Source organism: Collinsella sp. AM12-1, assembly GCF_003472325.1.
Taxonomy (GTDB): Bacteria; Actinomycetota; Coriobacteriia; order Coriobacteriales; family Coriobacteriaceae; genus Collinsella.
The window spans coordinates 54,551-81,009 of sequence record NZ_QRLS01000006.1 but is presented as its reverse complement, the minus strand read 5'-3'; the positions used below and the strand labels follow the sequence as shown (position 1 = coordinate 81,009).

At 59.2% G+C, this 26,459-nt stretch carries 29 protein-coding genes; 11 read left to right on the top strand and 18 right to left on the bottom strand.

Features of this window, described 5'->3' with window-relative positions:
• Nucleotides 1-124: 124 nt before the first annotated feature.
• The 5 genes from DW136_RS04510 to DW136_RS04490 all read right to left on the bottom strand — a co-directional run bounded on the left by DW136_RS04510 (nt 125) and on the right by DW136_RS04490 (nt 5,239).
• The gene (locus tag DW136_RS04510) at nt 125-868 is read right to left on the bottom strand and encodes a GntR family transcriptional regulator (protein WP_118289166.1); all 744 of its coding nucleotides are present in this window, start codon (nt 866-868) and stop codon (nt 125-127) included.
• 150 nt (nt 869-1,018) lie between these two features.
• Entirely contained in the window at nt 1,019-1,678 is a 660-nt protein-coding gene (locus DW136_RS04505) for an HAD family hydrolase (RefSeq protein ID WP_369831830.1), read from the bottom strand.
• A 64-nt stretch (nt 1,679-1,742) separates the two neighbouring features.
• Nucleotides 1,743-2,585, bottom strand: a complete 843-nt coding sequence (locus DW136_RS04500; RefSeq protein ID WP_118289164.1) for a Cof-type HAD-IIB family hydrolase — start codon at nt 2,583-2,585, stop codon at nt 1,743-1,745.
• Nucleotides 2,586-2,821: 236 nt separating this feature from the next.
• On the bottom strand, nt 2,822-4,516 hold the full coding sequence (gene pgi / locus DW136_RS04495; protein ID WP_117564424.1) for a glucose-6-phosphate isomerase: 1,695 nt from the start codon (nt 4,514-4,516) through the stop codon (nt 2,822-2,824).
• 198 nt (nt 4,517-4,714) lie between these two features.
• A complete protein-coding gene (locus tag DW136_RS04490; protein WP_233546539.1) occupies nt 4,715-5,239 on the bottom strand; it encodes an iron-containing alcohol dehydrogenase in 525 nt (174 codons plus the stop codon).
• Between the two features lie 226 nt (nt 5,240-5,465).
• On the opposite strand from DW136_RS04490, the gene DW136_RS04485 reads away from it, so the two are divergent.
• Both DW136_RS04485 and DW136_RS04480 read left to right on the top strand, forming a co-directional pair.
• Entirely contained in the window at nt 5,466-6,971 is a 1,506-nt protein-coding gene (locus tag DW136_RS04485; protein ID WP_118289162.1) for a DNA repair protein, read from the top strand.
• Nucleotides 6,964-7,389: a hypothetical protein gene (locus tag DW136_RS04480; protein ID WP_233502621.1), complete on the top strand. Its 426-nt coding sequence runs from the start codon at nt 6,964-6,966 to the stop codon at nt 7,387-7,389. The genes DW136_RS04485 and DW136_RS04480 overlap by 8 nt, the downstream gene beginning before the upstream one ends.
• Nucleotides 7,390-7,415: 26 nt before the next feature.
• On the opposite strand, the gene DW136_RS04475 is transcribed toward DW136_RS04480, so the two are convergent.
• Nucleotides 7,416-7,799: a heavy-metal-associated domain-containing protein gene (locus tag DW136_RS04475; protein WP_117635436.1), complete on the bottom strand. Its 384-nt coding sequence runs from the start codon at nt 7,797-7,799 to the stop codon at nt 7,416-7,418.
• Between the two features lie 174 nt (nt 7,800-7,973).
• Here DW136_RS04475 and DW136_RS04470 point away from each other — a divergent pair, with 174 nt between their 5' ends.
• Both DW136_RS04470 and DW136_RS04465 read left to right on the top strand, forming a co-directional pair.
• On the top strand, nt 7,974-8,678 hold the full coding sequence (locus tag DW136_RS04470; RefSeq protein ID WP_117735785.1) for a DUF3793 family protein: 705 nt from the start codon (nt 7,974-7,976) through the stop codon (nt 8,676-8,678).
• Nucleotides 8,679-8,724: 46 nt separating this feature from the next.
• Nucleotides 8,725-9,144, top strand: coding sequence for a flavodoxin (locus tag DW136_RS04465; protein ID WP_118289161.1), 420 nt, complete (start codon nt 8,725-8,727; stop codon nt 9,142-9,144).
• 116 nt (nt 9,145-9,260) lie between these two features.
• Here the strand turns inward: DW136_RS04465 and DW136_RS04460 are convergent, their stop codons facing one another.
• The 6 genes from DW136_RS04460 to DW136_RS04435 form a co-directional block, all read right to left on the bottom strand.
• The gene (locus tag DW136_RS04460) at nt 9,261-10,013 is read right to left on the bottom strand and encodes an amino acid ABC transporter ATP-binding protein (RefSeq protein ID WP_055251428.1); all 753 of its coding nucleotides are present in this window, start codon (nt 10,011-10,013) and stop codon (nt 9,261-9,263) included.
• 12 nt (nt 10,014-10,025) lie between these two features.
• Entirely contained in the window at nt 10,026-11,363 is a 1,338-nt protein-coding gene (locus DW136_RS04455; protein WP_233502381.1) for an ABC transporter permease subunit, read from the bottom strand.
• A 140-nt stretch (nt 11,364-11,503) separates the two neighbouring features.
• Complete coding sequence (locus DW136_RS04450) at nt 11,504-12,364, bottom strand: ABC transporter substrate-binding protein (protein ID WP_117583895.1); 861 nt, start codon at nt 12,362-12,364, stop codon at nt 11,504-11,506.
• Nucleotides 12,365-12,511: 147 nt separating this feature from the next.
• Entirely contained in the window at nt 12,512-13,378 is an 867-nt protein-coding gene (locus DW136_RS04445; protein ID WP_118205958.1) for a deoxyribonuclease IV, read from the bottom strand.
• Between the two features lie 144 nt (nt 13,379-13,522).
• Nucleotides 13,523-14,542, bottom strand: a complete 1,020-nt coding sequence (locus DW136_RS04440; RefSeq protein WP_118289160.1) for a Gfo/Idh/MocA family protein — start codon at nt 14,540-14,542, stop codon at nt 13,523-13,525.
• Nucleotides 14,543-14,633: 91 nt separating this feature from the next.
• Nucleotides 14,634-15,824, bottom strand: a complete 1,191-nt coding sequence (locus tag DW136_RS04435; protein WP_118289159.1) for an aldo/keto reductase — start codon at nt 15,822-15,824, stop codon at nt 14,634-14,636.
• A gap of 162 nt (nt 15,825-15,986) precedes the next feature.
• Between DW136_RS04435 and DW136_RS04430 the strand changes: the two genes are divergently transcribed.
• Nucleotides 15,987-16,757, top strand: a complete 771-nt coding sequence (locus DW136_RS04430; RefSeq protein WP_118289158.1) for a cyclase family protein — start codon at nt 15,987-15,989, stop codon at nt 16,755-16,757.
• A gap of 121 nt (nt 16,758-16,878) precedes the next feature.
• The gene (locus DW136_RS04425) at nt 16,879-17,793 is read left to right on the top strand and encodes a ketopantoate reductase family protein (RefSeq protein WP_233546536.1); all 915 of its coding nucleotides are present in this window, start codon (nt 16,879-16,881) and stop codon (nt 17,791-17,793) included.
• A 108-nt stretch (nt 17,794-17,901) separates the two neighbouring features.
• On the opposite strand, the gene DW136_RS04420 is transcribed toward DW136_RS04425, so the two are convergent.
• From DW136_RS04420 to DW136_RS04410, 3 genes are all read right to left on the bottom strand, one after another.
• Nucleotides 17,902-18,108, bottom strand: coding sequence for a hypothetical protein (locus DW136_RS04420; RefSeq protein WP_118289156.1), 207 nt, complete (start codon nt 18,106-18,108; stop codon nt 17,902-17,904).
• Nucleotides 18,109-18,294: 186 nt separating this feature from the next.
• The gene (locus DW136_RS04415) at nt 18,295-19,068 is read right to left on the bottom strand and encodes a hypothetical protein (protein WP_118289155.1); all 774 of its coding nucleotides are present in this window, start codon (nt 19,066-19,068) and stop codon (nt 18,295-18,297) included.
• A 312-nt stretch (nt 19,069-19,380) separates the two neighbouring features.
• Nucleotides 19,381-20,691 (bottom strand): O-acetylhomoserine aminocarboxypropyltransferase/cysteine synthase family protein, encoded by a 1,311-nt coding sequence (locus tag DW136_RS04410; protein WP_118289154.1) that lies wholly within the window; start codon nt 20,689-20,691, stop codon nt 19,381-19,383.
• Between the two features lie 273 nt (nt 20,692-20,964).
• Here DW136_RS04410 and DW136_RS04405 point away from each other — a divergent pair, with 273 nt between their 5' ends.
• The 5 genes from DW136_RS04405 (at nt 20,965) to DW136_RS04385 (ending at nt 24,489) form a co-directional block, all read left to right on the top strand.
• The gene (locus DW136_RS04405) at nt 20,965-21,867 is read left to right on the top strand and encodes a LysR family transcriptional regulator (protein ID WP_118289153.1); all 903 of its coding nucleotides are present in this window, start codon (nt 20,965-20,967) and stop codon (nt 21,865-21,867) included.
• A gap of 48 nt (nt 21,868-21,915) precedes the next feature.
• Complete coding sequence (rnhA, locus tag DW136_RS04400) at nt 21,916-22,452, top strand: ribonuclease HI (protein WP_118289152.1); 537 nt, start codon at nt 21,916-21,918, stop codon at nt 22,450-22,452.
• A 75-nt stretch (nt 22,453-22,527) separates the two neighbouring features.
• Nucleotides 22,528-23,634 carry a Gfo/Idh/MocA family protein gene (locus DW136_RS04395; protein WP_118289151.1) on the top strand — a complete coding sequence of 369 codons (1,107 nt, stop codon included), beginning with the start codon at nt 22,528-22,530 and terminating at the stop codon, nt 23,632-23,634.
• Between the two features lie 2 nt (nt 23,635-23,636).
• Nucleotides 23,637-24,047 (top strand): acylphosphatase, encoded by a 411-nt coding sequence (locus DW136_RS04390; protein ID WP_117583885.1) that lies wholly within the window; start codon nt 23,637-23,639, stop codon nt 24,045-24,047.
• A 61-nt stretch (nt 24,048-24,108) separates the two neighbouring features.
• On the top strand, nt 24,109-24,489 hold the full coding sequence (locus DW136_RS04385) for a Fur family transcriptional regulator (protein ID WP_172677978.1): 381 nt from the start codon (nt 24,109-24,111) through the stop codon (nt 24,487-24,489).
• Between the two features lie 15 nt (nt 24,490-24,504).
• Here DW136_RS04385 and DW136_RS04380 read toward each other — a convergent pair whose 3' ends face one another.
• From DW136_RS04380 to DW136_RS04370, 3 genes are all read right to left on the bottom strand, one after another.
• The gene (locus tag DW136_RS04380; RefSeq protein ID WP_158571436.1) at nt 24,505-25,302 is read right to left on the bottom strand and encodes an HAD-IIB family hydrolase; all 798 of its coding nucleotides are present in this window, start codon (nt 25,300-25,302) and stop codon (nt 24,505-24,507) included.
• 83 nt (nt 25,303-25,385) lie between these two features.
• Entirely contained in the window at nt 25,386-25,964 is a 579-nt protein-coding gene (locus DW136_RS04375) for an urease accessory protein UreE (RefSeq protein ID WP_118289149.1), read from the bottom strand.
• A gap of 3 nt (nt 25,965-25,967) precedes the next feature.
• Nucleotides 25,968-26,396 carry a peptidylprolyl isomerase gene (locus DW136_RS04370; protein ID WP_035138874.1) on the bottom strand — a complete coding sequence of 143 codons (429 nt, stop codon included), beginning with the start codon at nt 26,394-26,396 and terminating at the stop codon, nt 25,968-25,970.
• Between the last annotated feature and the right edge of the window lie 63 nt (nt 26,397-26,459).

The following is a 26,459-nucleotide window of genomic DNA, read 5'->3' as shown; positions in this document are numbered from 1 at the left end:
TTTCTCGTCATCAAGATAATTTCAAACTGATTGCCGCAACGCGGTTGAACGGTTGCGTTTGCGCCGTGAACGGTATGGAAACGCCCGGTGAGATGATCCACCGGGCGCTTTCATACGCAATGTCCTAGATGTCAAAAACGTAGCGAGACCCAACGATCCGCTGACGACCGATGATAAACGGCCGTCGCTGCTCATCGAAAAAGAAGGCTTCCATATAAAACAAGGGTTCGCCAACGGGAACTGCCAACAACCGAGCGACCTCGGGCGACGCGCACGCGATCTCAAGCGTGCATGGGTCGGTAAACGCGGGCGTGCGGCCCGTCCGGTTGCGCATGAACTCAAAAATGGATTGGTTAGATAGAGGTGCCGTTGATAGATAGGCGTTGTCCTCGTAAACATATATGTTGTTCTCGAGCATGACAGGGACGCCATCGGCAGTACGCACGCGCTCAACGCAGATCAAGTCAGTTCCAACGGGAACACCAAAGAACTGTGCTTCGGTGGAATCCGCCGGCAGTATCTTTCTCGAAATGACACACGCCCCCGGTTCCATTCCGTTAACGCGGCATGCGTCCGAAAAACTCTGGACGTCATCCTTCTGGCGAATCTTGCGCTTGAGCTTGGGGGCATTGACAAACGTGCCTTTCCCCTGTCGCTTCGTTAAATAGCCCTGTTGGACGAGCTCCTCAATAGCGCGTCGCACGGTAACGCGGCCAACTTTATAGCTCTCAGCCAATTCGAATTCGTTGGGTATCCGCGCACCTGCCTTGTAAGCACCGGAGTTGATTTCGTTTTTGATGATATCGATAACCTGTTGGTACAGCGGTATCGCTGCTTTACCGTCAGTTAGCCCTTCAGTCGGTGGCATATACCCTCTCCAAGCACAATTAAGTCTAAAACGGGCTTAAGGGCATTCAACAAGTCCTTAAGCCCGCATTAGCTTAAAGTATGCTAGGTGTCGCACCAAAATGTCGGCTATTTACTCATCAGACCCGAAAAACGCGCAACTACCGCGCTCCTAAGAAAGCTCAAGCAGCTCCGGCAGCTGGTCGATGATCCTGTCCGCGGCATCCTGGCTAAAGCCAAAGCGCTCCTCGCGCTTGGCAATCACCGTTAACCCCGCGCGTTTGCCGGCAGTGATGCCAGGCACCGAATCCTCAACGCAGCAGCAGCGATTCGCGGGCAGCCCCAGCAGGTCCAGCGCATGCAGGTAGATGTCGGGCTCGGGCTTACTCTCCTTAAACTGCTCGCCGCTCACCACATACTCAAAGGCATCCGACAGCCCGCACGCGTTGAGCACTTCCTCGATGCTATCCATGGGAGACGAGCTGGCAAGCGCCACGCGAACGCCACGGCGCGGCAGCTCTCGAATCGTATCCACGGCGCCTGGGTTAATCAAAGCCTGATAGTCGCGCGGACGCTTATGCGCCCACTCGTCCCAACGGGCCAACGCTTCCTCGCCAGTGAAATGCCCCTTACCGGCGCGCTCAAACCAATCGACCAGCATATGCAGGAAGAACTGATGCGAGGTACCGACTTGCCCATTCAACTCCTCTTGAGTCAGGTTAAGCCCAAGCTCCTTGGCAAACGCGGCAGTCTCGCCCAGGTAGTAATACTCGGTATCGACAATGACACCGTCCATGTCAAAGATAACGGCGTCGAACGGAAATGCGGACACGGCACCCTCCCTAACAAAAGGGCGCCCGCAAGCAGGCGCCCAAACCATGCATTAATCGGCGATTCTAACCCAGCAGCTTATCCAGCGCCACTGCAATACCGTCTTCGTTGTTATTGGCGGTTACCATCTGGGCAACTGCCTTAACCTCATCGACGGCGTTGCCCATGGCAACACCGGTGCCGGCCCACTCAATCATGGACTTGTCGTTCTGGCCGTCGCCAAACGAGACGACCTCGCTGGCATCGATACCGAGCTTGGGCAGGGCACCCTCGAGCGCACGGGCTTTGTCGATACCGGGCGCCGTGTACTCAAAGTACCAGTCGGCCGTAAACATGCCCGAAAGCGTCTGGGTAAAGGGCGCATACATCTCCTCGTAATGCGCCTGCAGGTAGGTCGGATCACCCGCCGTCAGCAGCTTGTCCACGGGATAAGTGTCCACGACCTCATGCAAGCTCTCGACCTCGCGAATCTTAAGATCGCACGCATCGCGCTCGTATTTGACGATGTTTTTCTGCGAACCGTCCGGCAGCGTAATCATGCAGCGGTACGAGTCCTCGACGTGCAAATCGCGACCGAGCGAAATCATAGGGATCACGTCATAGTTTTGCAGATGATCAATCAGACGGTGCAGTTCGTCAGCCGGCATAGCCTGGTCAAAAAGGACATCATCGGTCTGAGCGTCGACCACGTGCGCGCCATTAAAGGCAACTAGCAGACCGTCATGGTTTTGAAGGTCGAGCTCCTGCGCCAAGGCGTGCAACCCCCATGCGGGACGGCCCGAAGCCAAGATGAGCTTAATGCCCGACTCCTGCGCCGCGAGCAGCTTCTCGCGCGTACGCGGGCCGATGACCTTTTGGTCGTTGGTGAGCGTACCGTCGATATCCATTGCGATGGCTTTGATTGCCATATATGCCTCCCTGTCATTGAACAACCTTGTCTGAGCCATCATACAGAACACCCACGGCGGCGCTGTTTGCAACGGGAAAAATGTCATATTGTCCCAAACATGAACGGCGCGCCTTCGACGATTGCGATGCCCGTCGAGGCGCCTCCCGATACATTCCATCCTATCCAAATAGCAAGGGGCCCGTATCCCAACGGATACGGGCCCCTTTCAGCCATAAGCCAACTCGGCCGTAAAAACTACTTGCGATGAGCGCGATAGAACTCGATGAGCGCCTGGGTCGAAGCGTCCTGCTCGGCCTTGGCGGCGTCGTCGTGGAAGGCCGGGGTGATCTGCTTGGCAAGCTGCTTGCCCAGCTCGACGCCCCACTGGTCGTAGGAGTCGATGCCCCAGACCGTGCCCTCGACAAACGTGATGTGCTCGTACAGGGCGATGAGCTCGCCGAGTGCGAACGGGGTCAGCGTGTCGCCGAAGATCGAGGTCGTCGGACGGTTGCCCTCAAAGCAGCGGGCCGGGACGATCTGCTCGGGCGTGCCCTCGGCACGAACCTCGTCGGCCGTCTTACCAAAGGCGAGCGCCTTGGTCTGGGCCAGGAAGTTGCCCAGGAACAGCTCGTGGACGTCCTGGCCGCTGTCGGTTGCGGGGTTGGCAGTGTTGGCGAAAGCGATAAAGTCGGCCGGGACCACCACGGTGCCCTGGTGCAGCAGCTGGTAGAAGGCGTGCTGACCGTTGGTACCGGGCTCGCCCCAGAAGATCTCACCGGTATCGGAGGTCACAGCGCTGCCGTCCCAGCGGACGTGCTTGCCGTTGGACTCCATGGTGAGCTGTTGCAGGTAGGCCGGGAAGCGGTGCAGATACTGGCAGTACGGCAGCACGGCGTGGCTCTTGGAACCGAAGAAGTTGACGTACCAGACGTTGAGCAGGCCCATCAGCGCGACGGCGTTGTTCTCGAGCGGGGTGTTGCAGAAGTACTCGTCGATGGCGTGGAAGCCCTCAAGGAACTGCTGGAAGCGCTCGGGGCCGAGCACGACGATCAGCGACAGACCCACGGCGGAGTCGACGGAATAGCGGCCGCCGACCCAGTTCCAAAAACCGAAGGCGTTGGCGGGGTCGATACCGAAGGCCTCGACCTTTTCGAGCGCGGTGGAAACGGCGACGAAGTGCTTTGCCACGGCCTCGGCGTTCTGCTCATCGGAGCCATCGATGGCGCCCTGAGCCTTGAGCTGCTCGAGCATCCAGGTCTTGACCTCGCGGGCGTTGGTGAGGGTCTCGAGCGTGGTGAAGGTCTTGGAGACGATGATCACGAGCGTGGTCTCGGGATCCAGACCCTTGAGCTTCTCGGCCTGGTCGTTGGGATCGATGTTGGAGATATAGCGGCAATCGATACCGGCGTCGGCATAGGGACGCAGGGCCTCGTAAGCCATGACCGGGCCCAGATCGGAGCCGCCGATGCCGATGGACACCAGGTGCTCGATCTTTTTGCCGGTAACACCCTTCCACTCACCGGAGCGCACGCGCTCGGCGAAGGCATACATGCGGTCGAGAACCTCGTGCACGTCGGCGACGACGTCCTGGCCGTCGACGATGAGCTGGCCCTTCTCGCTTGCCGGGCGGCGCAGCGCGGTGTGCAGGACGGCGCGGTCCTCGGTGGTGTTGATGTGCTCGCCGGAGAACATGGCGTCGCGGCGCTCCTCGAGCTTCACCTCGCGGGCAAGATCGCACAGCAGCTTGACGGTCTCATCGGTCACCAGGTTCTTCGACAGATCGAAGTGCAGGTCACCGGCGTCAAAGCTCAGCTTGTTCACGCGCTCGGCATCGGCGGCGAACCAGGCCTTGAGGTCGATACCCTCGGCCTCGAGCTTCTCCTGATGAGCCTCGAGCGCCTTCCAAGCGGCGGTCGACGTAGCATCGATAGGTGCGGCAACAGTTGCCATAGAGTCCTCCTCAGCATACGGGCGCACGCCTCCATGCGCCCGGACATTCAGATGCCACTATTCTAGCGCAGGTCAAGACTATAATCAGCGAGCGTTGCCAATCGGCCCCCAAACGGCAACCGACCAAAAAGGGACAGGTTTATTTTGGCAGGTCAAACGCTTTACCAATCAAAAATACCTATCCCTTTATGCCAAATATTAGGCCGCGGCGCACACGCTGCCGAGCAGCTCGCGCAGAGGAGACCCAATGCCCTCCAGCAGTTCGGGCGCGATGATGGCAAAAACGGGAACCTCGCCGGCGCCCACGACAGCAGGCACCTTGCCCTCCGAGATAATGCATCCATAAGGGACAAAACCGTCTTCGCCGGCATCGAGCGCCGCCATGCGACGCGCGAGTTCGCGCGCAAAGCCAGCAGTATCGGCATCGCCAATCGCTAGGACAAAGTCCACGCCTTCGTCGGTCGCCAGGGCCACGGCTTCGTCGATCAGCTCGTCTCCCCCGTCGCCCTCAACCGAGCCGCAGCGGAAAAGCACACGCTCGAGCAGGGCCCGGTCGAGCGAGCCGAGCGCCAAAGCGACAAGCTCGTCGCGCGTATGCTTGTCGCCGCCCAACACTACCAACGCCTTGGTCCCACCATAATGAGCAACCAATCGTCCACACCAGCGAGCCACATCTCCGTCCGCGACAAGGCGCGTCGACATACCAAACCCATAGTTGACCATCGTTTCCACAACCCTTCCGTGCATGTAGGTGGTACCAATCGTTAGGCTCATGCTACGAAGGGAGCTTTTCCGAGCTGTTTCGCGCTCTTTAGGGCTGCGTTAAAACCCGATTCATGACCTACCAAAACAAACCAGTCCCTTTTTGACAGGTTTTGACGATGTCCGGACGAGCGGGTATTATCGAACAGATATTCGATAAGAACATGTGTTTGATGAAAGGACACGGATGGCGCACGAGCAGCACACCTATATCTGCATCGACCTCAAGACGTTTTATGCCAGCGTCGAGTGCGTCGACCGTGGGCTCGATCCGCTCACCACCAACCTGGTCGTTGCCGACGAATCGCGCGGGCGCACGACCATCTGCCTCGCCATCACGCAGGCCATGAAGGACTTAGGGATTCACAATCGCTGCCGCCTATTCGAGATTCCCGATGGCATCGACTACATCACGGCCGTACCGCGCATGCAGCACTATATGGAGGTGTCGGCGCAAATCTACGGCATCTATCTGGAATACGTAAGTCCGCAAGACATTCACGTCTATTCAATCGATGAATGCTTTATCGACGTGACGCCCTATCTGGACCTCTATCACACAGATGCGGAAGGGTTCGCCTGCACGCTGCGCGACGAGGTCCTCGCGCGCACCGGCATCACGGCGACGGTCGGCATCGGCCCCAACCTATTCCAGGCCAAGGTAGCGCTCGACATTACCGCCAAGCACGTACCCAGCCGCATCGCCATACTCGACGACGAGACCTTTCGCAAGGAGATCTGGCCCCATCGCCCCATCACCGACATCTGGGGCATCGGCCCCGGCGTGGCGGCCCGTCTCGAAAAGTACGGCGTCTACGATCTGATGGGCGTCGCCGCGCTCGACGAAAACCTGCTTTACGATGAGCTCGGCGTCAATGCCGAATATCTCATCGACCACGCCTTCGGGCGCGAGCCGACAACCATCGCCGATATCCAAGCCTATCGCCCGCAAGCGACCTCGACCACCACAGGACAGGTGCTCTCGAAGGGCTATGCCTACGAGCAGGCCTACACCGTCTTGCGCGAGATGGTCGACAACGCCGTGTTGGATCTAGTCGATAAGCACGTGGTCTGCGACAGCATCTCGCTCTTTGTGGGCTACGCGAGCGAGCGCGCCGACATACGCCGGCTCAACGCCAGCGGCACGGCGCAGTATATAGACGGCTGCGGACACCTGCGCTCGAGCACCTCGGGCATCGAGCCCGCAGCGACCGATGGCCCCGAGCTCGCGCCCCGTGCTCCCAAGCCCGTCCAGCGCGATGACGAACGGCGTCGCCTGGTGCGCGAAGCGCAGGCAATCGATGGCATCTTTGTGGGAGAGCATGGCGGCAAACCGCGTGGTGGCTATGCCGCACTCTTTGCGCACTCCAACGCCTCGCGCAAGCTGCCCGAGCGCACTAACTCGTTTAAGAGGATCATGGGCTATTTTGATGAGCTCTGGGCGCAGACTGTCGATCCCAAACGACCGGTCAAGCGCATCAACCTTGGATTTGGCAACCTCATGCCCGAGGAATTTACCACCATCGATCTGTTCAGCGATATCGAGGCCGATGAGCGCGAGCGCGACCTGGCGCGCGCCGTCCTGGCCGTGAAAGGCAAGTACGGCAAGAACGCGCTCGTCAAGGGATTAAGCTTTACCGCCGGCGCCACCGCGCGCGAACGCAACGGCCAAGTTGGAGGACATCGTGCCTAAACCCAAGCAGCAGCCCGTGCGCCCGCCGACCGCCTTCGAGCGCCTGGCGGACCCCGAGGGCAGACGCCGCGCCGCCGACCCCAAGCTCACTGCCAACGGTGCCGTGCGCGCCAACCGCGCTGCACAGTTTATGCCCTTTGCCGCCCTCACGGGATACTACGAACTCGTGCGCAAGCAGGAAATCACCGTCGAGTCAAAACGTGAGCTCACGGAAGAAAAAGCCCTCGTACTTTCTAAAAAGCTCGAGGGTCTCAAACGTGGCGACTTGGTTCGTGTCACCTATTACGATACATACGGCTATCGCAGCCGCACCGGCATCCTCGACGAGGCGCTCCCCGCCTTCAAGCTCCTCAAGCTCCGAGACATCGCCATCGACTTCGACGACATCCAAGACATCGAACTGCGCGGACGAGCCTAGCCAAGGAAGCGCATCCAGGGCGGCGCTTACAGCGTCATGACGTAGTAGCCCGCGTCTTTCACGGCCGTCTCGAGGACACCACGATCAACCGGCTGCTTAGAGCGCACGCGTGCCGTGTGGTCCGCATACGTCACCGTTGCCCACACGCCATCCAGCGCATTGAGGGCATTGGCTACGTTCTGAGCGCAGCCGTCACAGCTCATGCCGCCGATGAGCAGCTCATCGCTATAGGGATAGTGTGACGCATCGGTATCCACCACAACAACCTTTTTGGCCTTCTTGCCGCTCGTACCATCGCTGCAGCAACTCTTCCCGTGTGTCGAAGCGGCAATGCGACGCAGTCCAAAAAACATGCCGACGGCAATGACGGCCAGCACGATGAGATTCGCAGGGTTGAGCAAGTCACTCATGCGCTCCCCTTTCAAGTAGCACTATCTAGATACCCCCATGGGGTGTCCCCATCTTAACCCAAAATCATGTCTGTTCGGTCAATTAGTTTCCCTCTTCAAACTTTTTTGTTGACCATGGCTTACTTTCGTGTATAAGTTTTCCTAGGCTAACAGTTTAGATCCGTAAGGAGCGCCGTGACTCGAACCATAGACATCCCAACGTTTCAGGCAGCGGTCGTGCGCAACTGCTCTCCCACGCTCGCGGGCATCAAGCCGGCATCGCTCTTTACCTATCCAGGCACCTACGCCCACGGGAACGGCTCGACCACAACCGAAACCATCGCAGAACGCCGAGCACGCCTGCTCGACGTTATCGCCCAGTGCAATCGCGAGCTTGACCCGCTCGGCATCCACCTGAGTGTTTTGGTCTGGCGGCCCTGCGGAGCACTCGTGTACGTGTACCGAGCCAAAAGCCTCGCCACCTATTTCGCAGACCCTCGCGCCCAAACAGCGCTCGCCTCGGAAGGCTACGACACGAGAGACCTTTCGACATGCCTTGTGCATTTGGCATCACGCATCACGCTCGCGAGCAATAACGTCGCGGAATGCGCTTGTAGCCAGACTCGATGCGCACTACCCCAGCAAGCTAGCTGCAGCAACGACTGCACCTGCGAGTTTCCGCACGAAATAGGCTACTTCCTTGGATATCCCTACGACGACGTGCACGAGTTTATCGTCCAGCGCGGCGAGAACTACAAGGTCTTTGGAGCTTGGAAGGTCTACACGGATGTCGAGCAAGCGCTTGCGATGTTTGACGCCTACCGCGCTTGCACTCAATACCTCACCTTTGTCTATCAGCAGGGCTGCAGCTTGGCGCAACTTGCCCAGGCAACCCGATAGAACATAGAAGCCGCGGCAACCTGCCGCACAACTGAAAGGACTCAACATGAGCAAGATCGCCGTCGTCTACTGGAGCGGCACGGGCAACACCGAGGCCATGGCAAACCTCGTCGCCGAAGGCGCCACGTCCGCGGGTGCCGAGACTGAGGTCATCCCCTGCGCCGACTTCTCTGCTGACAAGGCCGCCGAATATGATGCCTTCGCCTTCGGCTGCCCCGCCATGGGCTCCGAGGAACTCGAGTACGATGAGTTCCAGCCGATGTGGGACGAGGTCAAGGAGATTCTCGGCGACAAGAAGGTCGTCCTCTTTGGCTCCTATTCGTGGGCCGAGGGCGAGTGGATGGACAACTGGAAGGCCGACGCCGACGAGGCCGGCGTCAACGTCGTGGACTCCACCATCTGCTACGATGCGCCCGACGATGAGGGCGAGGCGGCCTGCAAGGCCCTCGGAGCCGAACTCGCGTAACGAAACCAGGCCTCCAAAAGAGCCTGTATCACAGCGCATCCCCATCCCTACAAAAGAGCGGGGGCTGGATTCAAGTCCAGCCCCCGCTCTTTTGTAACGGCAGTTACATCAACCGGCTACGAGATATTTCCCAAGAACGCCTTGGTGCGCTCGCTCTTGGGGTGGTCGAAGACCTCGCTCGGCGTACCCTCTTCCACAATGACGCCGCCGTCCATAAAGACGACGCGGTCGGCGACATCGCGGGCAAAGCCCATCTCGTGCGTCACGACGATCATGGTCATGCCGTCGCGCGCCAAGTCGCGCATGACGCCCAGGACGTCGCGCACGAGCTCGGGGTCGAGCGCCGAGGTGGCCTCGTCAAAGAGCATGACGTGCGGGTTCATCGACAGGGCGCGAGCGATGGCAACGCGCTGCTGCTGGCCGCCCGAGAGCTGGCTCGGCATAAAGTCGATACGCTCGGCAAGACCGACCTTGGTCAGCTCCTCGACGGCAATCTTCTCGGCCTCTTCCTTGCTGCGCTTGAGTACCTTCTGCTGCGCGAGCATGACGTTCTTTTTGACTGAGAGGTGCGGGAACAAATTGAACTGCTGGAACACCATACCCAGATGCGTACGCACCTTGTTAAGGTCGACACCCTTGGCGCACACGTCCACACCCTCAACGACAATCGAGCCACTCGTGGGATGCTCAAGACGGTTGATGCAGCGAAGCATCGTCGACTTACCCGAGCCCGAGGGACCCAGAACTACGACAACCTCGCCCTTGTGCACATCCAGATCGATATCGCGCAGGACCACGTTATCGCCAAAGGCCTTCTGGAGGTTCTTGATGCTGACGACGACCTCGTTCGAGTTATTGGTTTCGCTCATGATAGGACCTCCTTACAGACCGGCGATGTGATCGGCGGGCGTCGCGACGACCTGTCCGGCGCTCTTGGCGGGACGCTTCTTCTTAGTTTCGGCCGTGCCCAAAAGCCTCGCCTCAAGGCCGCTCACCAAGCGAGCGAGCGGCAGGGTGATGACCAGATAGAACAGGGCGGCAACCACGTACGGTGTAATAGAGCCCGTCGTGGCCACGATGGTGCGGGCGTTCATGACGATCTCGACCACGCCCACGGCCGCGAGCAGCGACGTATCCTTGTAAAGCAGGATGAACTCACTGGTCAACGTTGGCAGGACATTGCGGAACGTCTGCGGAATCATAACGTAGAGCAGTGTCTGGAAGGCGTTCATGCCCAGCGAGCGCGCAGCCTCGTTCTGGCCCTTGGGGATCGACTGAATACCGGCACGGAAGATCTCGCACAGGTAGGCGGACGAGTTCATGGCCATGACGATGACGCCCAGCACATAGTCGTCAACCTTGACGCCGGCCAGCGGCAGGCCAAAGAACGCGATGTAGATCTGCAGGAACGCCGGCGTACCGCGAATGATATTCACATAGATACCGGCAAGGCAACGCAGGATGCGCGACTTGGAGATGCGCATGAGCGACAGGGCGAAACCGAAGGGAATTGCCAGCGGAAACGCCACGAGCACGATCGAGAGCGACATGAGGAAGCCTTTGAAGACGATCGGCAGGCTCTGGACCAAAATGACCGGGTTCAGGAACAGGCGAAGGAACATGTTGGAATTCCATGCCTCGACCCACGGCTGCTCCTTAAGGTCGGCCAGGAAGTTATCGAATGCCGTCACGCCCTTGATCTCCACCGACGGAATCTTGGAGATCTTCTTGGTCGAACCATCGGCCAAAGTGTAGGTGCCGCTAAAGGCCTCGTCGCCGCCCTCGACGGGGAAGGTCACGCCGTAGACCTCGACACGGAAATAACCGCCGGCGGGCACCGTCTCACCAAAATCGATCTTGAGCGTCTGACCATCGACCTTGCACGTGGGCTTCATGGGCGTACGGTCCATAAGGTCATCGCCCGAGAGCATCGTCAGACGCGTGTCGTCCGCACCAAAGGTCGTGCCATCGACAAACGTCAGCGAAAGACCGCTCAGCTCCTCATCGGCATCGGCCTGGACCTCCCAGGTGATACGAGTCTCGGTGCCACCGACCACGTCGCTACCCGAACCGGTATTGGGTCGGGCGGTGATCTTTGTGGTCTCAAGTGCCTGAGCAGTCGAGGGCACGCAGGCCCCCGCGCATACCAGGGCGAGCGCCACAGCCAGGGCACAGGCCAGCTTTTGGAGCATCGAGGGCAGTGGATGGCTCTTGCCCATGGCTCCTTGGTTCAATCGAGACAAGGTGGCTCCTAACGTTTAAGTTGCCGACATAACGGGGCGGGATGACGCCCATTCAAGAAACGCAAAGGCCCTCTCCGCCAAAACGGAAAGGGCCCGCGTGCAATCAAGTAGCTATTTTACTTGATGTTGTACTTAGCCATAAGGGTGTCAACGGTACCGTCATCGGTCAGGTCCTTGATGGCCTGGTTGACGTCGTCCTTGAGCTTAGTGTTGCCCTGGTTGATGGCGATGGCGTACTCCTCGCCGGTGCTGATCTGCTTGATGGTCTGGCAGGTGTTGAACTGCTCGGCGGTCAGCTGGCTGGCGACGGAGCGGTTGGTCACCACGGCGTCACCCTTATCGGACTGCAGGGCGCTGAAGCACTCGGTGGCGTCCTTGTAGGGAACAATCTTGGCCTTGGGGAAGTTCTCCTGGGCAAAGGCCTCGGCGGTCGAGCCAGACTGGACGATGATGGTAGCGTCGGCGTTGTTGAGCTTCTCGCTGTAGTTGTCGGCCGTGATGTCGGTGTTATCGACCTTGGTCACGATAGCCTGATCGTCCATGTAGTAGGAATCAGAGAAAGTGACTTCCTTCTCACGCTCGGGCGTGTCGGTGATAGCCGCGATGGAAACGTCATACTTGGCGCCCGAAGCGACGCCCGGAACCAGCGTGTCAAAGTCATTGTTGACATACTCGACATCCAGGCCCAGCTTGTCGCCGATAGCCTTGATGAGCTCAAGGTCAAAGCCCTGGTAGTCGCCGTTGTCGTCCTTGTACTCAAACGGAGCGTACTCGGCAGAGGTGCCGACGGTCAGCGTACCGTCCTTGACGAGCGCGTACTCCTTGGAGCCATCGACCTTCTCGACCTTCGCGTCGTCAGAGCTGCTGGAACCGGCATCGGAACCAGAGGTGGCGTTGGACGAGCCGCAACCCGTCAGTGCAAGAGCGAGTGCCATGGCACCCGTGGCGGCAAATGCGCCAAGCTTCTTAAGCTTCATGATCAGTCTCCTTCCAATGACCCCACGTGATTCAGAGGTCTGCAAAAACTGAGGGCTATTATGCACCCGCTTGTAAGAATCTGCAATTAGAAAACTGATTGAAACAAATCCATAACGTGAATGAAGCATTCCACTTTGTGACAGTTATTACTGCTGCAATGACTTTAATAGTTTGATTTCAGCTGCATAACCTGCAAGTTCGTTCGGTGTCTCCAAAATGAACGGCAGTGCACGCAAACGGCTATTCGATACAATATTCTGCATAACCTGCATACCGGCGCCAAACTCCTCGCTGCCAAGGTATCCCTTGCCGATGCACTCGTGACGATCTTTATGGGCGCCACAGGGATTCTTTGAATCGTTGATGTGTACGGCATGCAGGCGATCGATGCCCACCACGCGGTCGAACTCGTCGAGTACGCCGTCCAGATCATGGATGATGTCGTAGCCGGCATCGCTCACATGACAGGTGTCCAAACAAACGCCCAGCTTATCGGACAGCTCTGGGCACTTGGCGGCAACGCCCTCGATAATGCACGCCAGCTCTTCAAAGCTACGGCCCACCTCGGTGCCCTTGCCCGCCATGGTCTCGAGCAACACCGTCGTCTGCTGTCCCTCAAACATCACCTGGCACAGCGTGTCGACAATCATCTGAATGCCGGCGTCTGCCCCCTGTCCCACATGCGCACCGGGATGGAAGTTGTAGTAATTGCCGGGCAGCGCTTCCAGACGCTGCAAGTCCTCGGCCATTGCCTCCAAGGCAAACTCGCGCGCCCGCTCTTTAGCCGAACAGGGGTTATAGGTATACGGGGCATGAGCCACGAGCGGACCGAAGTCGTTTTGCGCCATAAGCTCGCGCAGAGCCGCCACGTCATCCATATCAAGGTCTTTTGCCTTGCCACCACGCGGGTTGCGCGTGAAGAATGCAAAGGTATTGGCGCCAATGGATAGCGCCGTCTCCCCCATTGCCCGATAGCCCTTCGTCGTCGAAAGATGACACCCGATCGTTAGCATCTCCAACTCCCCCTCATCAGTTGCGGTGAAATACGGTCTATTGGTGCCTTATTTTGGCGCAAACAGACCGTATTCCACCGCAAGATATAAAAGGGGCATCAGGGGCAAGGTCCGCCGAGCCCCCTTGAGCACCAGCACCGCAGCCTAGAGCGTCAAGCGAATCGCATCAATGATCTGCGCACAGCGCTGTGTGGCGGCAAGGGGCATGACGGGACTCTCGAGTTTCCCCGCCCGGATGAGCTGGGTCACATGATGAATTTCGCCGTAGAAATCATCGACCTCAAACGGGGCATTTATTTCGAGCATTCGTCCGTCGGAGTACTTCACATGGGCGAGCTCGGGGCGATGGAGGCGCTCGATTTCCAACGAGCCCCGCTCGCAGGCAATCGTTAAACGGCTTTCACATGCTGCTTTGCCGTCGCACACCATATGAATGGGTATACCGCCGACACTCATATGGATCTCATCGGCCCAATCCACGCGGCCACCCGATACGTCACGCCAGCGAACTTCACGAGACGAAACATCGCACGCACCCGCAAGAAGATCCTCAAACCACCCGACCGCGTAGCAGCCCATGTCATATAGACAGCCACCCTGCAACGGATCGAGCAGATAACTCGAAGGCGGCTGACCATAATCGAGTTTTTGCACGCTTTCGATCGAGACGATACGGCCAAGCTCGCCCGACGCAAGCAAACCCTTCACGCGAGTATGCATCGGACAAAACCGATTCTTCATCGCCTCCATAAACAGTACGCCGCGCTCGCGAGAGGTGGAGGCAATCGATAGAGCCTCTTCCTCACTCAAAACGGCCGGTTTTTCGCACAGCACGGCCTTTCCCGCGCGCAGTGCCCGACAGACCCAATGCGCATGCATGCCATGTGGAAGAGCCAAGTAGATTGCGTCGACATCGGAGTCGGCAATCAGCGCATCATAAGCCGCATCGCCGCTATCGTCAGTCGTGGCATAGCTGTGCGCGGTATCAATCGAAAACGCTCGGCAAAATTCCTCGACATGTGCAGGAGTGCGGCCGGCCGCAGCCACCAGCCGTGCCCCGTCGACCTTCTTGAGCGACGATGCAAATCGATGAGAAATGCGCCCAGCGCCCAAAATGCCCCAACGAACCTCACGCGAATCATTACGTAAACCTCGGTCACCCACGATAGCCTCCCATCAGTTGCGGCGAAATAGTTCCTGTTATCGCCCCATTCTGCCGCAAACAGGAACTATTCCATCACAAGATATAAAAGGGTCATGAGGAGCGAGTTTTGCTGAAGACTTTAAGCATGGCCGTTACGGGGCCCGGCTGGAAGCGTCGGCGCACGTCATCGAGACGCTCGGGGATATCGATATGCTGCGGGCAGTGGCGCGCGCATTTGCCGCACTTGACGCAATTGCTCACCAGCTTGGCCTCGCTTGTGCGCACCGCGCTCGCCGTAAAGTACTGCGATAGACCCGTAAACCAGCTGTGCGCATAGCTCGCGTTGTAGGCGGCAAAGCAGCCGGGAATGTTGATACCCTTGGGACATGGCATGCAGTAGCCGCACCCCGTACAGGGCACGCGATTCGATTTTTCAAACTCCGTCAGCACGTGCGCGATGGCATCGAGCTGAGTAGCTGTCATCGAATCCGGCAGGGCCCGATCGGCCAACACCGCGTTCTCATCCACCTGCGCGGTATCGGTCATACCCGAAAGCAGCATCGTCACCTGAGGATGATTCCACACCCACGAAAGACCCCAGGCGGCAGGAGTGCGCAAATGCGGGTCACGGGCACTATCGAGCACGGCGCGGGCCCGCGGCGGCAGTTTACCCGCTAGACGCCCGCCCAGCAGCGGCTCCATCACAAACACCGCGAGCCCGCGCTCCGCAGCCGCCATGAGTCCCGCCGTTCCCGCTTGGTAATGCTCGCCGGCATAGTTGTACTGGATCTGGCAAAAATCCCAGTCATATGCGTCAAGCATCGTAAGGAAGTCCGCCGCGCTGCCGTGGTATGAAAAACCAATCTGGCGAATGCGCCCCGCCGCCTTTTGACGCGCGATCCAGTCCTCGATGCCCAACGCCACCACACGTTCCCACTGGGCGGGCGAGGTAATGTTGTGCATGAGGTAATAGTCGATATGTTCGGTCCGCAGGCGGCGCAGTTGCTCGTCGAAGAACCGGTCGAAATCCTCCGCGCACTTGCACGAAGCATGCGGCAACTTAGTCGCCAGCAACACCCGGTCACGCAGCCCCAAGCGCTCAAGCGAGGCGCCCACGCACGCCTCGTTGCCGGGATAGAGATAGGCCGTGTCCAGGTAGTTAATCCCCTGCTCCACCGCACGGGAGATGATGGCGTCGGCGGTCTTCGCATCCGGGCGTCCCGGCGCACCGGGAAACCTCATGCAGCCCAGCCCCAACGCCGAGATACGGTTGCCGCTTTTGGGGTCAACGCGATATTGCACGGCCCCTCCCCTCCCATCGAAGCCCTGACAAGGCGAAACAAACCCGTCACGTCATCGAAACACATCGGAATCGCAATTGAGAACGTATCGTAACGCAGCAGAAATCAGGCCGTCACGGCACCGCTTTAACATCAGTAAAAAGCCCGATGAAAGGAGTCGCCCATGCCCGCGCTCGACCTTTGGAACCTCGCATCCCAGCTCAAAAGCACCGATTATCGCTGGGTCGACCTCACCCACACGCTCTCGTGCGACACCCCGCACTGGTTTGGCTTTAAGCCGTTTGAGTCCACCAAGCTCTTCGACTACCTGCCCGACACGCCCGGGGACATGCTCGCGCCCATGCGCTGCTTTCAGTATTCGGTCGCCTCGCAATACGGCACCCACGTCGACGCACCGCGGCATTTCCATGTTGACGGCCGTTCCCTCGGCGAGATCGAGCCCATCGAGTTTATGCATCCGCTCTGCGTGATCGACGAGCATGAGGAGTGCGCCGCAAACCCCGATTTCGTCCTGACCGTCGATGACCTCAAGGCTTGGGAGGTCGAGCACGGCCGCATTCCCGAGGACGCCTTTGTCGCCTTCCGCTCCGACTGGTCCAAGCTCGCTGACCTCGAAAACAAGGACGAGGACGGCCAGCCTCACTACCCCGGCTGGGACCTCGACGCCATCAAATGGCTTGTAGAAGAGCGCAACATCGGCGCCATCGGTCACGAACCGGCAGACACCGACCCCGCATCCGTGACCACGCGCGAGGATGCCTACCCCTATCCCGGCGAGCAATACATCCTCTCGGTCGACCGTTACCAGATCGAGGTCATGGACCATCTGGACGAGCTTCCCGCCACGGGCGCCGTCATCTTCTGCACCTTCCCCAAGGTGCGCGATGGCGTTGGATATCCCGCACGCGTCTTTGCGGTCTGCCCCGCGGCATAAGCGCACAGCGCAATAGTTTCTTTTTCATAACAGCCCCCGCGCACCCACCAATCACCCTGGCAGCATACAATCCATCAGGCGCCCCTTACGCGGGCGCCTTTTATATGGGGAGATGATTCACATGCAGATCAACAAGGTCGCCTTTATCGGCAAGGGCGGCGTCGGCCTGCTCTACGGCAGCATGATTGCCAAGGCCCTCGGCAATGACGCCGTCGAATACGTTATGGATGACGCCCGTTTTGAGCGTCACGCGGGCGATGCGCTCACCGTCAACGGAAAGTCTTGCGATCTCACGTCCGTCCGCGCCAGCGAGGCAGCGCCCGCCGATCTGGTCATCCTGACAGTCAAGACCACCGGTCTCGACCAAGCACTCAAGACTATGGAACGTGTCGTGGGACCCAACACGCTCATCGCCTCGCTGTGCAACGGCATTACGAGCGAGCAAAAGATTGCCGAACGCTTTGGCTGGGAGCATACCGTCCTGGGTATCTGCCAGGGCATGGACGCCGTATTCCTCGACGGCGCGCTCACCTTTACCAATGCGGGCGAAATCCGCTTTGGTGCAGCCGCCGGCACCGACCCCGCGACCGTCGCCGCTATCGACGAGCTCTATACGCGCTGCGGCATCGCCCATACCGTCGAGGACGACATCGCCCACCGCATGTGGGCCAAACTCATGCTCAACGACGGCATCAACCAGACCTGCATAGCCTACGGCGGGACCTACGGAAGCGCCACGGAGCCGGGCTCCGAGCAGCGTCGCTGCTTTGTTTCCGCCATGCGCGAAACGATTGCGGTCGCCAACGCCGAGGGCGTTGAGCTGACCGAGGCAGACCTGACGCAAATGGTGCACCTCATCGAGGGAATCGACCCCGCTGGTATGCCCTCGATGGCTCAAGACCGCATCACACGACGCAAGACCGAGGTCGAAGAGTTTGCAGGCACCATCTGCCGCCTCGCGGCCAAGCACGATATCCAAGTGCCGCAAAACGAATGGCTCTATTCGCGCATCCGCGAAATCGAGGCCAGCTGGTAGCGCTCGACATACCGCAGCCAACAGCCTCAACAGCAAAACCGCCGCAAGGGACACTCCCCTTGCGGCGGTTTCCTTCTTCATCTATAGCAAAAACCAGCTTCGCAGCTGCTAGAGTTGCGAGTCTCGCACCTCATCCTCATCATCGCGACAAAGGGTCGCGCCCGCGCTTCCCAGCACAGCGACAGCAATCAGGGCCCCCACAACGACAGGAGCAGCTCCACACGAGCCCTGCATACCCGCGACAAGCGCGGCCGTAGGACCAAGACAACCCAGTGCAAGCGCGACGACGGCAATAGCGATATCTCGAGCGTTCATGAGACCACTTCCTCCACGGGAAAGACCTTGCTTCTCATGACTTAGTGTGCCCCGCGTCCATATGCCCAACGTAGTGCCACGGTAAGGGCTCTGTTAACCCAAGCGCATATATAAAACGGGCGCCTTTACGTTGCCCGAAAGCTCGGTAAAGACGCCCGTCAGTCGCATCAAATCGGTGCCGGAAGATTACCAACCGGTATAGTAATCGGTAGTTCCGGCTGCGCAGCCCGAATCGTAGACCTTGCACTCGCCCTTAGAGCCCGTAAAAGTCGAGCCCTGGGCCTTATCGCCCGCAGCCACAACGTAGTAGCCGTCGGAATCACGCCAAAAGCCCTCGGAATCCTGCGTCCATTCGCCCGTGCGGTGATGGTACAGCACGTTGCTGCTGTAGTAGGTCTCACGACGGCCATTGTAGTTGTTAACGCCACCGGAGCGCGTCAGGCCCGAGCCGTTCGCATAGTAAGCAGCGGCAACGTAAGACGAACTGTAACCGGCGTTGTAATACGAAGCCTGAGCGGCCGCGGCCTCGGCCTCGGCGGCCTCAAGCTCAAGCGCCTCGCGCTTAGCATCCTCGAGCGTGGCGCGCAACTCATCGAGCTCGGTCGACTTCGCGTCGACCTCCCCCATCGTCAACAGGCTACCCGCACCGTCGATGCAACCCTGCAGCACAGCGCGCTCGTCATCGGTGGCATAGTCATCGTACATGTTCATGATGATCTGAGCGCGCATCTCCAGGGAATCGCGCTTGGCCTCCATCGAGGCGTTCCACTCCTGCATGGAACCATAACCATCGCCGCGATAGTCAACGGGCTGTACCAGCGTCGTCTCGGACGGCGTAGATCCAACCGTATCGGACAGTGTTGCGGCGTGGGCATCAGTTGCACCGGCGCCCGCCAAAAGTGCCACGGTCAGAGCGGCGGAAAGGGCTGCGGCTTTCGGTTTTCGTGAATCGATCCTCATGTAGCTGGAAACCTCCGTAGTGCGTTTTTGCTGCGTTTGAGCTGCGTGTGATTCGATTGCGCTGCATAGTACCCCGAGCAAATCGCGACCTGCGGTTTTACTCAAAAGGCGCACGTCAATTGCGTAAAACTCACATCCTCTCAACAGGAGTTTTCCACAACTCGAATGCATAAAGCATGCCAAAAACCCTGTAATAGCGCCCTCCCTATGCAAAAAAGGCGCCTGCGCAACCATTGCTTGCACAGGCGCCTTGAGCAGGCATTTTATGCAGTTATACCTATCGAGTCGCAAGGGGTCCTTGCACAAGTCGCCTTACTCGTCCAGCGCGGCGAAGGCCTGCTTCAGATCCCAAATGATATCCTCGGCGTTCTCGGTACCGATGGAAAGACGAATCGTGGAGGGCGTGATGTTCTGCTCGGCGAGCTCCTCGGCAGAGAGCTGGGAGTGCGTGGTGGTAGCCGGGTGCACGACGAGCGACTTGACGTCGGCCACGTTGGCGAGCAGCGAGAACACCTGCAGCTGATCGATGAACTTCCAGGCGGCCTCCTGGCCACCCTTAATCTCAAAGGTGAAGATCGAGGCACCGCCACGGGGGAAGTACTTCTGATAGAGCTCGTGATCGGGGTGCTCAGGCAGGCTCGGGTGGTTTACCTTGGCGACGTGGCTGTCACCAGTCAGGAACTCAACGACCTTCTTGGTGTTCTCGACATGACGGTCAACGCGCAGTGACAGAGTCTCGGTGCCCTGGAGCAGGACCCAGGCGTTGAACGGGCTGATGCAGGCACCCTCGTCACGCAGCAGAATGGCGCGGACATAGGTCGCGAAGGCGGCAGGGCCGGCAGCCTCGGCAAACGAAACGCCGTGGTAGGAGGGGTTGGGCTCAGCGATCTGGGCGTACTTGCCACTCGCCTTCCAATCGAAGTTACCGCCGTCGACGATCACACCGCCCAGCGACGTGCCGTGACCACCGATAAACTTGGTTGCAGAGTGGACGACGATGTTGGCGCCGTGCTCCAGCGGACGGAACAGATACGGGGTGCCGAAGGTGTTATCGACGACGACCGGAAGACCATGCTTCTTGGCGACCTCGGAGATGGCGTCGATGTTGGGAATATCGGAGTTGGGGTTGCCGAGTGTCTCGAGATAGATGACCGTGGTGTTGTCCTTGATGGCGCCCTCGACCTCGTCCAGGTTGTGGGCATCGACGAAGGTGGTCTCGACGCCAAACTGGGAGAGCGTATGCTCCAGCAGGTTGTAGGAGCCACCGTAGATGGTCTTCTGAGCCACCACGTGGTCACCGGCCTGGGCAAGAGCCTGCAGGGTATAGGTGATGGCAGCAGCACCGGAGGCGACGGCAAGACCCGCCACGCCACCCTCGAGTGCGGCGATACGGTCCTCGAAGACGCCCTGGGTGGAGTTGGTCAGACGGCCGTAGATGTTACCAGCATCGGCAAGACCAAAGCGGTCGGCGGCGTGCTGGGAGTTGCGGAACACATAGCTCGTGGTCTGGTAGATAGGCACGGCGCGGGAGTCGGATGCGGGATCGGCGCTCTCCTGGCCAACGTGAAGCTGCAGGGTATCGAAACCAAAGGTGTGCTCGGGGTTGTTGATGAACTGGCTCATGATGATCTCCTTGATCGAACAAAAGTTAATAAATTAGAGAGAAGTAAGTCGCTGTCTCCTGATCACGCCGACGGGCGCAAACAGGAGCCCGGCATTCGTCTTGGTAAGCAATTCATATGCGGGCCTCCTTTCGCATCCCGGTTCCGTGGTTGGCTTAATTACCTACCGCCTTTGTGTGTTTTGAATAGTACGAGCATTGTTTCCCTCGGTCAATCACTTAAAAGCGCTAACCTGTTATCGGTTTTATAGATAGCAATCGAAAGGATGGCGTCGATGACCCTTCAGCAGCTTCGTTTTCTGATTGCCGTGGCAGAGTCCGGCTCAATTAACGCCGCAGCTCAGCGCCTCTATACCGCTCAGTCCAACATCTCAAACGCCGTCAAAAGCCTGGAACAGGAGCTCCACCTGGAGATCTTTACGCGCTCCAGCCGCGGCGTCACGCTCACCAACGACGGCACCGAGCTTTTGGGCTATGCGCGTCAAGTCGTAGAGCAGGCCGATATGCTCGAGGCCCGCTACGAGGACGGCGGCACGCCCCAGGCGCGCCTTGCCATCTCGGCCCAGCATTACGCCTTTTCGGTCGAGGCCTTCGCCAACGTCGTCGAGCGCTGCCGGGGCGACAAGTTCGAGTTCATCATGCGCGAGACCACCACATCGCAGATCATCGATGACGTCCGCGCATTTCGCAGTGATATCGGCATTCTGTATCTGGATGACTTTAACGCCCGCGTTCTGCAGAAGGCCTTCGCCGACGCCCGCGCAAGCTTCCATCCCCTATTCGACGCGACGGTCCACGTCTTCGTTAGCGAGCGCCACCCGCTTGCCCGCCGCCCGCAGCTGTCCCTTGCCGACCTCACACCATATACGCGCTACAGCTTTGAGCAGGGAACCTCAAACTCCTTCTATTACGCCGAGGAACCTTTTAGCTATATCCCTTGCGACCGCAACATACGAATCTCGGACCGCGGAACACTTACTAACTTACTTATCACGTCGAACGGCTACACCCTGTCGACCGGTGTCCTCTCCAATGAAATGCAATGGGGTATGGCATCGATCCCGTTAGCAGACGCCCCAACGATGCACGTAGGCTATATCATGCACGACGAGCGCAAGCCCTCTCCCCTCTTGCAGCAATACCTCGACGAGCTCAACCGCATCATCCATGCCAACTAACTGTCGGAAGACGGGGTAGAAATCGTAGATTGCTAGCCCCCGGCGGGCATGGCGCTACAATGGTCACTCACACGAAACGTACCCAACGAAAGGAAGCCCGTGAAGGTCATCATCTATACCGACGGCTCGGCCCGATCAAATCCGGGACGCGGCGGCTACGGCGCCGTGCTCAAATACACCAACCCCGCCGGCAAGACCTTCACCTCCGAGCTTTCGCGCGGCTACGCCAAGACCACCAACAACCGCATGGAGCTCATGGCGGTCATCGTGGCGCTCGAGGCACTTAACCGCCCCTGCGAGGTCGAGGTCCATTCCGATTCGCAGTACGTCGTCAACGCCTTTAACAAGCACTGGATCGACGGCTGGAAAAAGCGCGGATGGAAAACCGCCAACAAGCAGCCCGTCAAGAACCGCGACCTGTGGGAGCGCCTACTCACCGCCAAAAGCAAGCACAAGGTTGAGTTCATCTGGGTTAAGGGTCACGCCGGCCACGAGCTCAACGAACGCTGCGATGAGCTCGCCACCACGGCGGCCGACGACAGCAACCTCGATATCGATACCGGCTTTAACGAGAGCGACCTGTAACGGCGTTTTCGCACGCTATTTCCTGCCCCCTCGCGCTACACTCATCCTGTAAACCGAACGGCACGAGGGGGATACATGCTGCGTATAGCGACCATCGGCACATCCATGATTACCGACGACTTTATCCAGGTCGTCAACGCCAACGACCAAGCCGCGTTTGTGGGCACGCTCTCGCGCGATGCCGAGCGCGGCGCCGCCTTTACCGCCGAACACGGCGGCGAGCGTAACTTCACCGCACTTGACGAGCTTGCGTCCGCCGACGACGTCGACGCCGTCTACATCGGCAGCCCCAATGCGCTCCACTACGAGCAGGCCCTTGCCTGCATCGCCGGTGGCAAGCATGTCATCGTCGAGAAGCCCTTCTGCGCCACCGAAGCGCAGGCGCTGGAAGTCTTCCGCGCTGCCGAGGTAGCAGGTGTCGTGGCCCTCGAGGCCATGCGTCCCCTCCACGACCCCGCTTTCCACGCCATCGAGGACGCCCTGGGCGAGATCGCCCCCATCCGCCGCGCCTCATTGCGCTTTGGCAAATATTCCTCGCGCTACAACGAGATTCTCGCGGGACGCGCCACCAATATCTTCGACTGCAATATGGCATCGGGTTCCCTCATGGACATTGGCGTCTACACCGTCGAGCCCATGGTCGAGATCTTCGGCATGCCCTCCGGTCTCACCAGCATGGCCACGCTGCTCGACCCCTCAACGCAAGAGCTCACCCATGGCCCCATCGACGGTTGCGGCTCCATTCTCGCCAGCTATGGCGGAGGGCGTATCTCCGTCGAGCTCGCGCACTCCAAAATTACGAATGACCTGCTGCCCTCGCAGATCGAAGGCGAGCGTGGCACTATCCAGATCGACCATCTGTCCACGCCCCGCAACGTCCGCATCGACTATCGCGGCGACGTCGTACGCGGCTCGGCGACCGAGGCACCGCGCGAACAGGGAGACAACGGCCGCGTGCTCGACCTGCCCAAATCGAGCAACACTATGGAATACGAACTCACAGACTTTATCACCGCCATCGGCGGCATCGATAACGTTAAGGAAGAGATTTGGGAGACCCCGGCGGGACGCCACGAGCTTGGCCACTACCGCGATGTCACACTCGTCTCACTGCGCATCATGGATGCCGTGCGCCAGCAGGCCGGCATAACCTTCCCGGCCGACGCAGGCAAGCAGGCATAGCTATGGGCCTCTTCGATACGTTCTTCTCCAGCGTCACCGGCGGCAGTCGAGAGCCTCAAAAACCATCAAACGTCGAGCTCGAGCTGCGCCGCAGGCTTACTGTGCTCGCAAGCGACGAGGCCACTCAAGACACTCCCCTGCGCTATTTCCTGCGCTGGGCGGGGCAAGTCCAGGGCGTTGGCTTTCGCTTTACCAACACCAACCTCGCGCAGGCACGCGCGCTCACCGGCTGGGTGCGTAATATGGAAGACGGCTCAGTCGAGATGGAGATACAGGGAGCTCCGGCAAATATCCTATCTCATCTCGAGGCGCTTCATGCCTCCTACGAGCGCATGGGAACGCGTTTTCGCCTCGTAGACGCCCAGGCCCGAGCCCCACTTGCCAATGAAGACGGTTTCACGCCTCGTTATTAGTATTGTGTGCTAAATACGGTATCATTTACCTACGACCGTTGATAGAAAAGAGGCGAGGCGCATGGCGGTGCAAAGAAGGAATACCAGGCAGCGAAAGCTGGTTCTTGACGCCGTGCGCCAAAGCTATAACCATCCCACCGCCGACGAAATCTACAACGTCGTGCGCGCGCAGGATGACAAAATCAGCCGCGGCACGGTCTACCGCAACCTCAATCTCTTGGCCGACGCCGGCGAGATTCTCTCCATCAAGACGCCGGGCGGCAGCCGCTTCGATCGCACGATCGAGCCGCATGCGCATATCATCTGCACCTCGTGCAGCCGCGTCATCGACGTACCACTCCCCTTCGATGCCCAGCTCGACGCCAAGGCATCCGAGCAAATCGGCTGGCACGTCACGTCGCACTACACCATCTTCGAGGGTCTCTGCCCCGACTGCCGGTAGATGTTTGAGACATGCCTACTCGGCAAGCAGGCGACGCAGTTCTTCTTCGACCGTGTACACATAGCAGACGCGGTCGTTGATGCCACGCATAGAGGGATTGCAGCTCTCCATTAGATAAGGATGGCCCACTACGTTGAGCATGTCGCGGTCGTTCTCGTTATCGCCAAACGCCATCATCTCATCGGGCGAAATACCCAGGGCACGACCGTAATCGGCAAGCGCGGAACCCTTACCCGAATCAAAGCCGATAAAGTCCGTCCATTCGGTTCCCGATGTCATGACATCGACTCGATCGCTAAAGTGGCACTCAAAATACTCCAGCGCCGCCGGCTGATTCACCTCGGGCGTCTGGAAGGCAATCTTAATGACGTCCTCTTCGATGTCCTCGGGACGGTCGACCACCGCCACATCGCAGTGGACCTCATAGCGCAAATGATCGACGAACGCATCGTTGCCGCTCATGGTGTAGAGGTGCCCCTCACACGAAAGGGTCACGTCGGCATGGGGATACGCAATCACGGCATTCGCGATATCCATAGCAAGGCTACGCTCCATGGAACGCTTGACAACGGCACGTCCCTCGCTCATCACCAGAGCTCCGTTTTCGCATACATAGGCGAGCTCATCGGCCACCGGGGCAAACAGATAGCGCAAGCTCGCATATTGACGGCCGCTCGCCGGCATAAACACGATACCGCGACGATGCAGCTCATCGATGAGCTCAAAGGCCTCGGAACGCGGCTCGCGCTCCCCCGGATGCAGCAACGTGCCGTCCAAATCGCATGCAATCAGCTTGATTCCTTCAAGACCCATATGCTTTCCCCCACAGCATCTCATCAACAGAAAGACGGACTTTGAATAGTTGCCTCTCAAAGTCCGTCTTACTTATACGCACGTTAACCGCGCGCCTTCTTTACGATCGTAAAGTCGGGAGCCATACTCACAACGGCATCCGCCGCACTCGACGCAAAGCGCCGGTCCGCATCGAGTTCACGGGTAACCGTCGAGAGCCGAACGCCCTCGACGCCCCGGAGCATGCGGCCCAAAACAGGCTGCACCGGCGTATACATGCGCACGGTATGCTCGTCCGAATCGCCTCGGAAAAGCGGCGTATGCATATTGCCGATCTCCCAGCACGCATGCGCGAGCGCAATCGGGTCCATGCGGTCAACTTCGACCAAATAAACCTCGGCGCTGCGCAGACGTACGACAACCACCACGGGCACCGCACCCGTGTGGTCGATAGCGAGCACGTCACCGTCGGCAAGACGACCGCCGTCGGCAGTATCCAGCCGAACATCGACCGTGCGCCCCAGCTCCGTCACGCCCACAAGCGCGCATACATCAGCCTGGTCCCAATCGAGCAGCAGCTCGTCAACTTCAAAGACGCCGCCCAACTTCCGGCGAAGCAGGAGTTCATAAGACGGATCGTTGAGATTTCCCAAGCATGTCGTCGAAACCAAGCGTTCAGGCATGCTCTAACCCTCGACCTCGACGAGCTCGATATCAAAGTTGAGGTCCTTGCCGGCCAGCTCGTGGTTGGCGTCGAGCGTCACGGCCTCGGGCGTTACGTCGATGACCACGGCGGGGACGGGCATGCCGCTCGGCGTGGACAGAAAGAGCTTCATGCCTTTCTCGATCTGCTCGATGTTGGGAACCTGTTCGGCCGGGAAGGTCAAAACCATCTCGGGATTGTGCTCGCCATAGGCATCGGCAGCCGGGATGTGCACGGTCTTCTTCTCGCCCACCTGCATGTCGACAACGGCGGCGTCGAAGCCCTTGATCATCTGACCGGCGCCGCAGGTGAACTCCAGCGGCTCGCCGCGATCGTAGGAGCTATCGAACTGCGTGCCGTCGTCGAGCGTGCCGCGATAATGGGTCTTGACCTTCTTGCCCTGGTTGGACATGGAAACCTCCGTGATAAGGGCGGCGCACAACGTGGGTCGCCATGAACATATGGCGCTAACTAT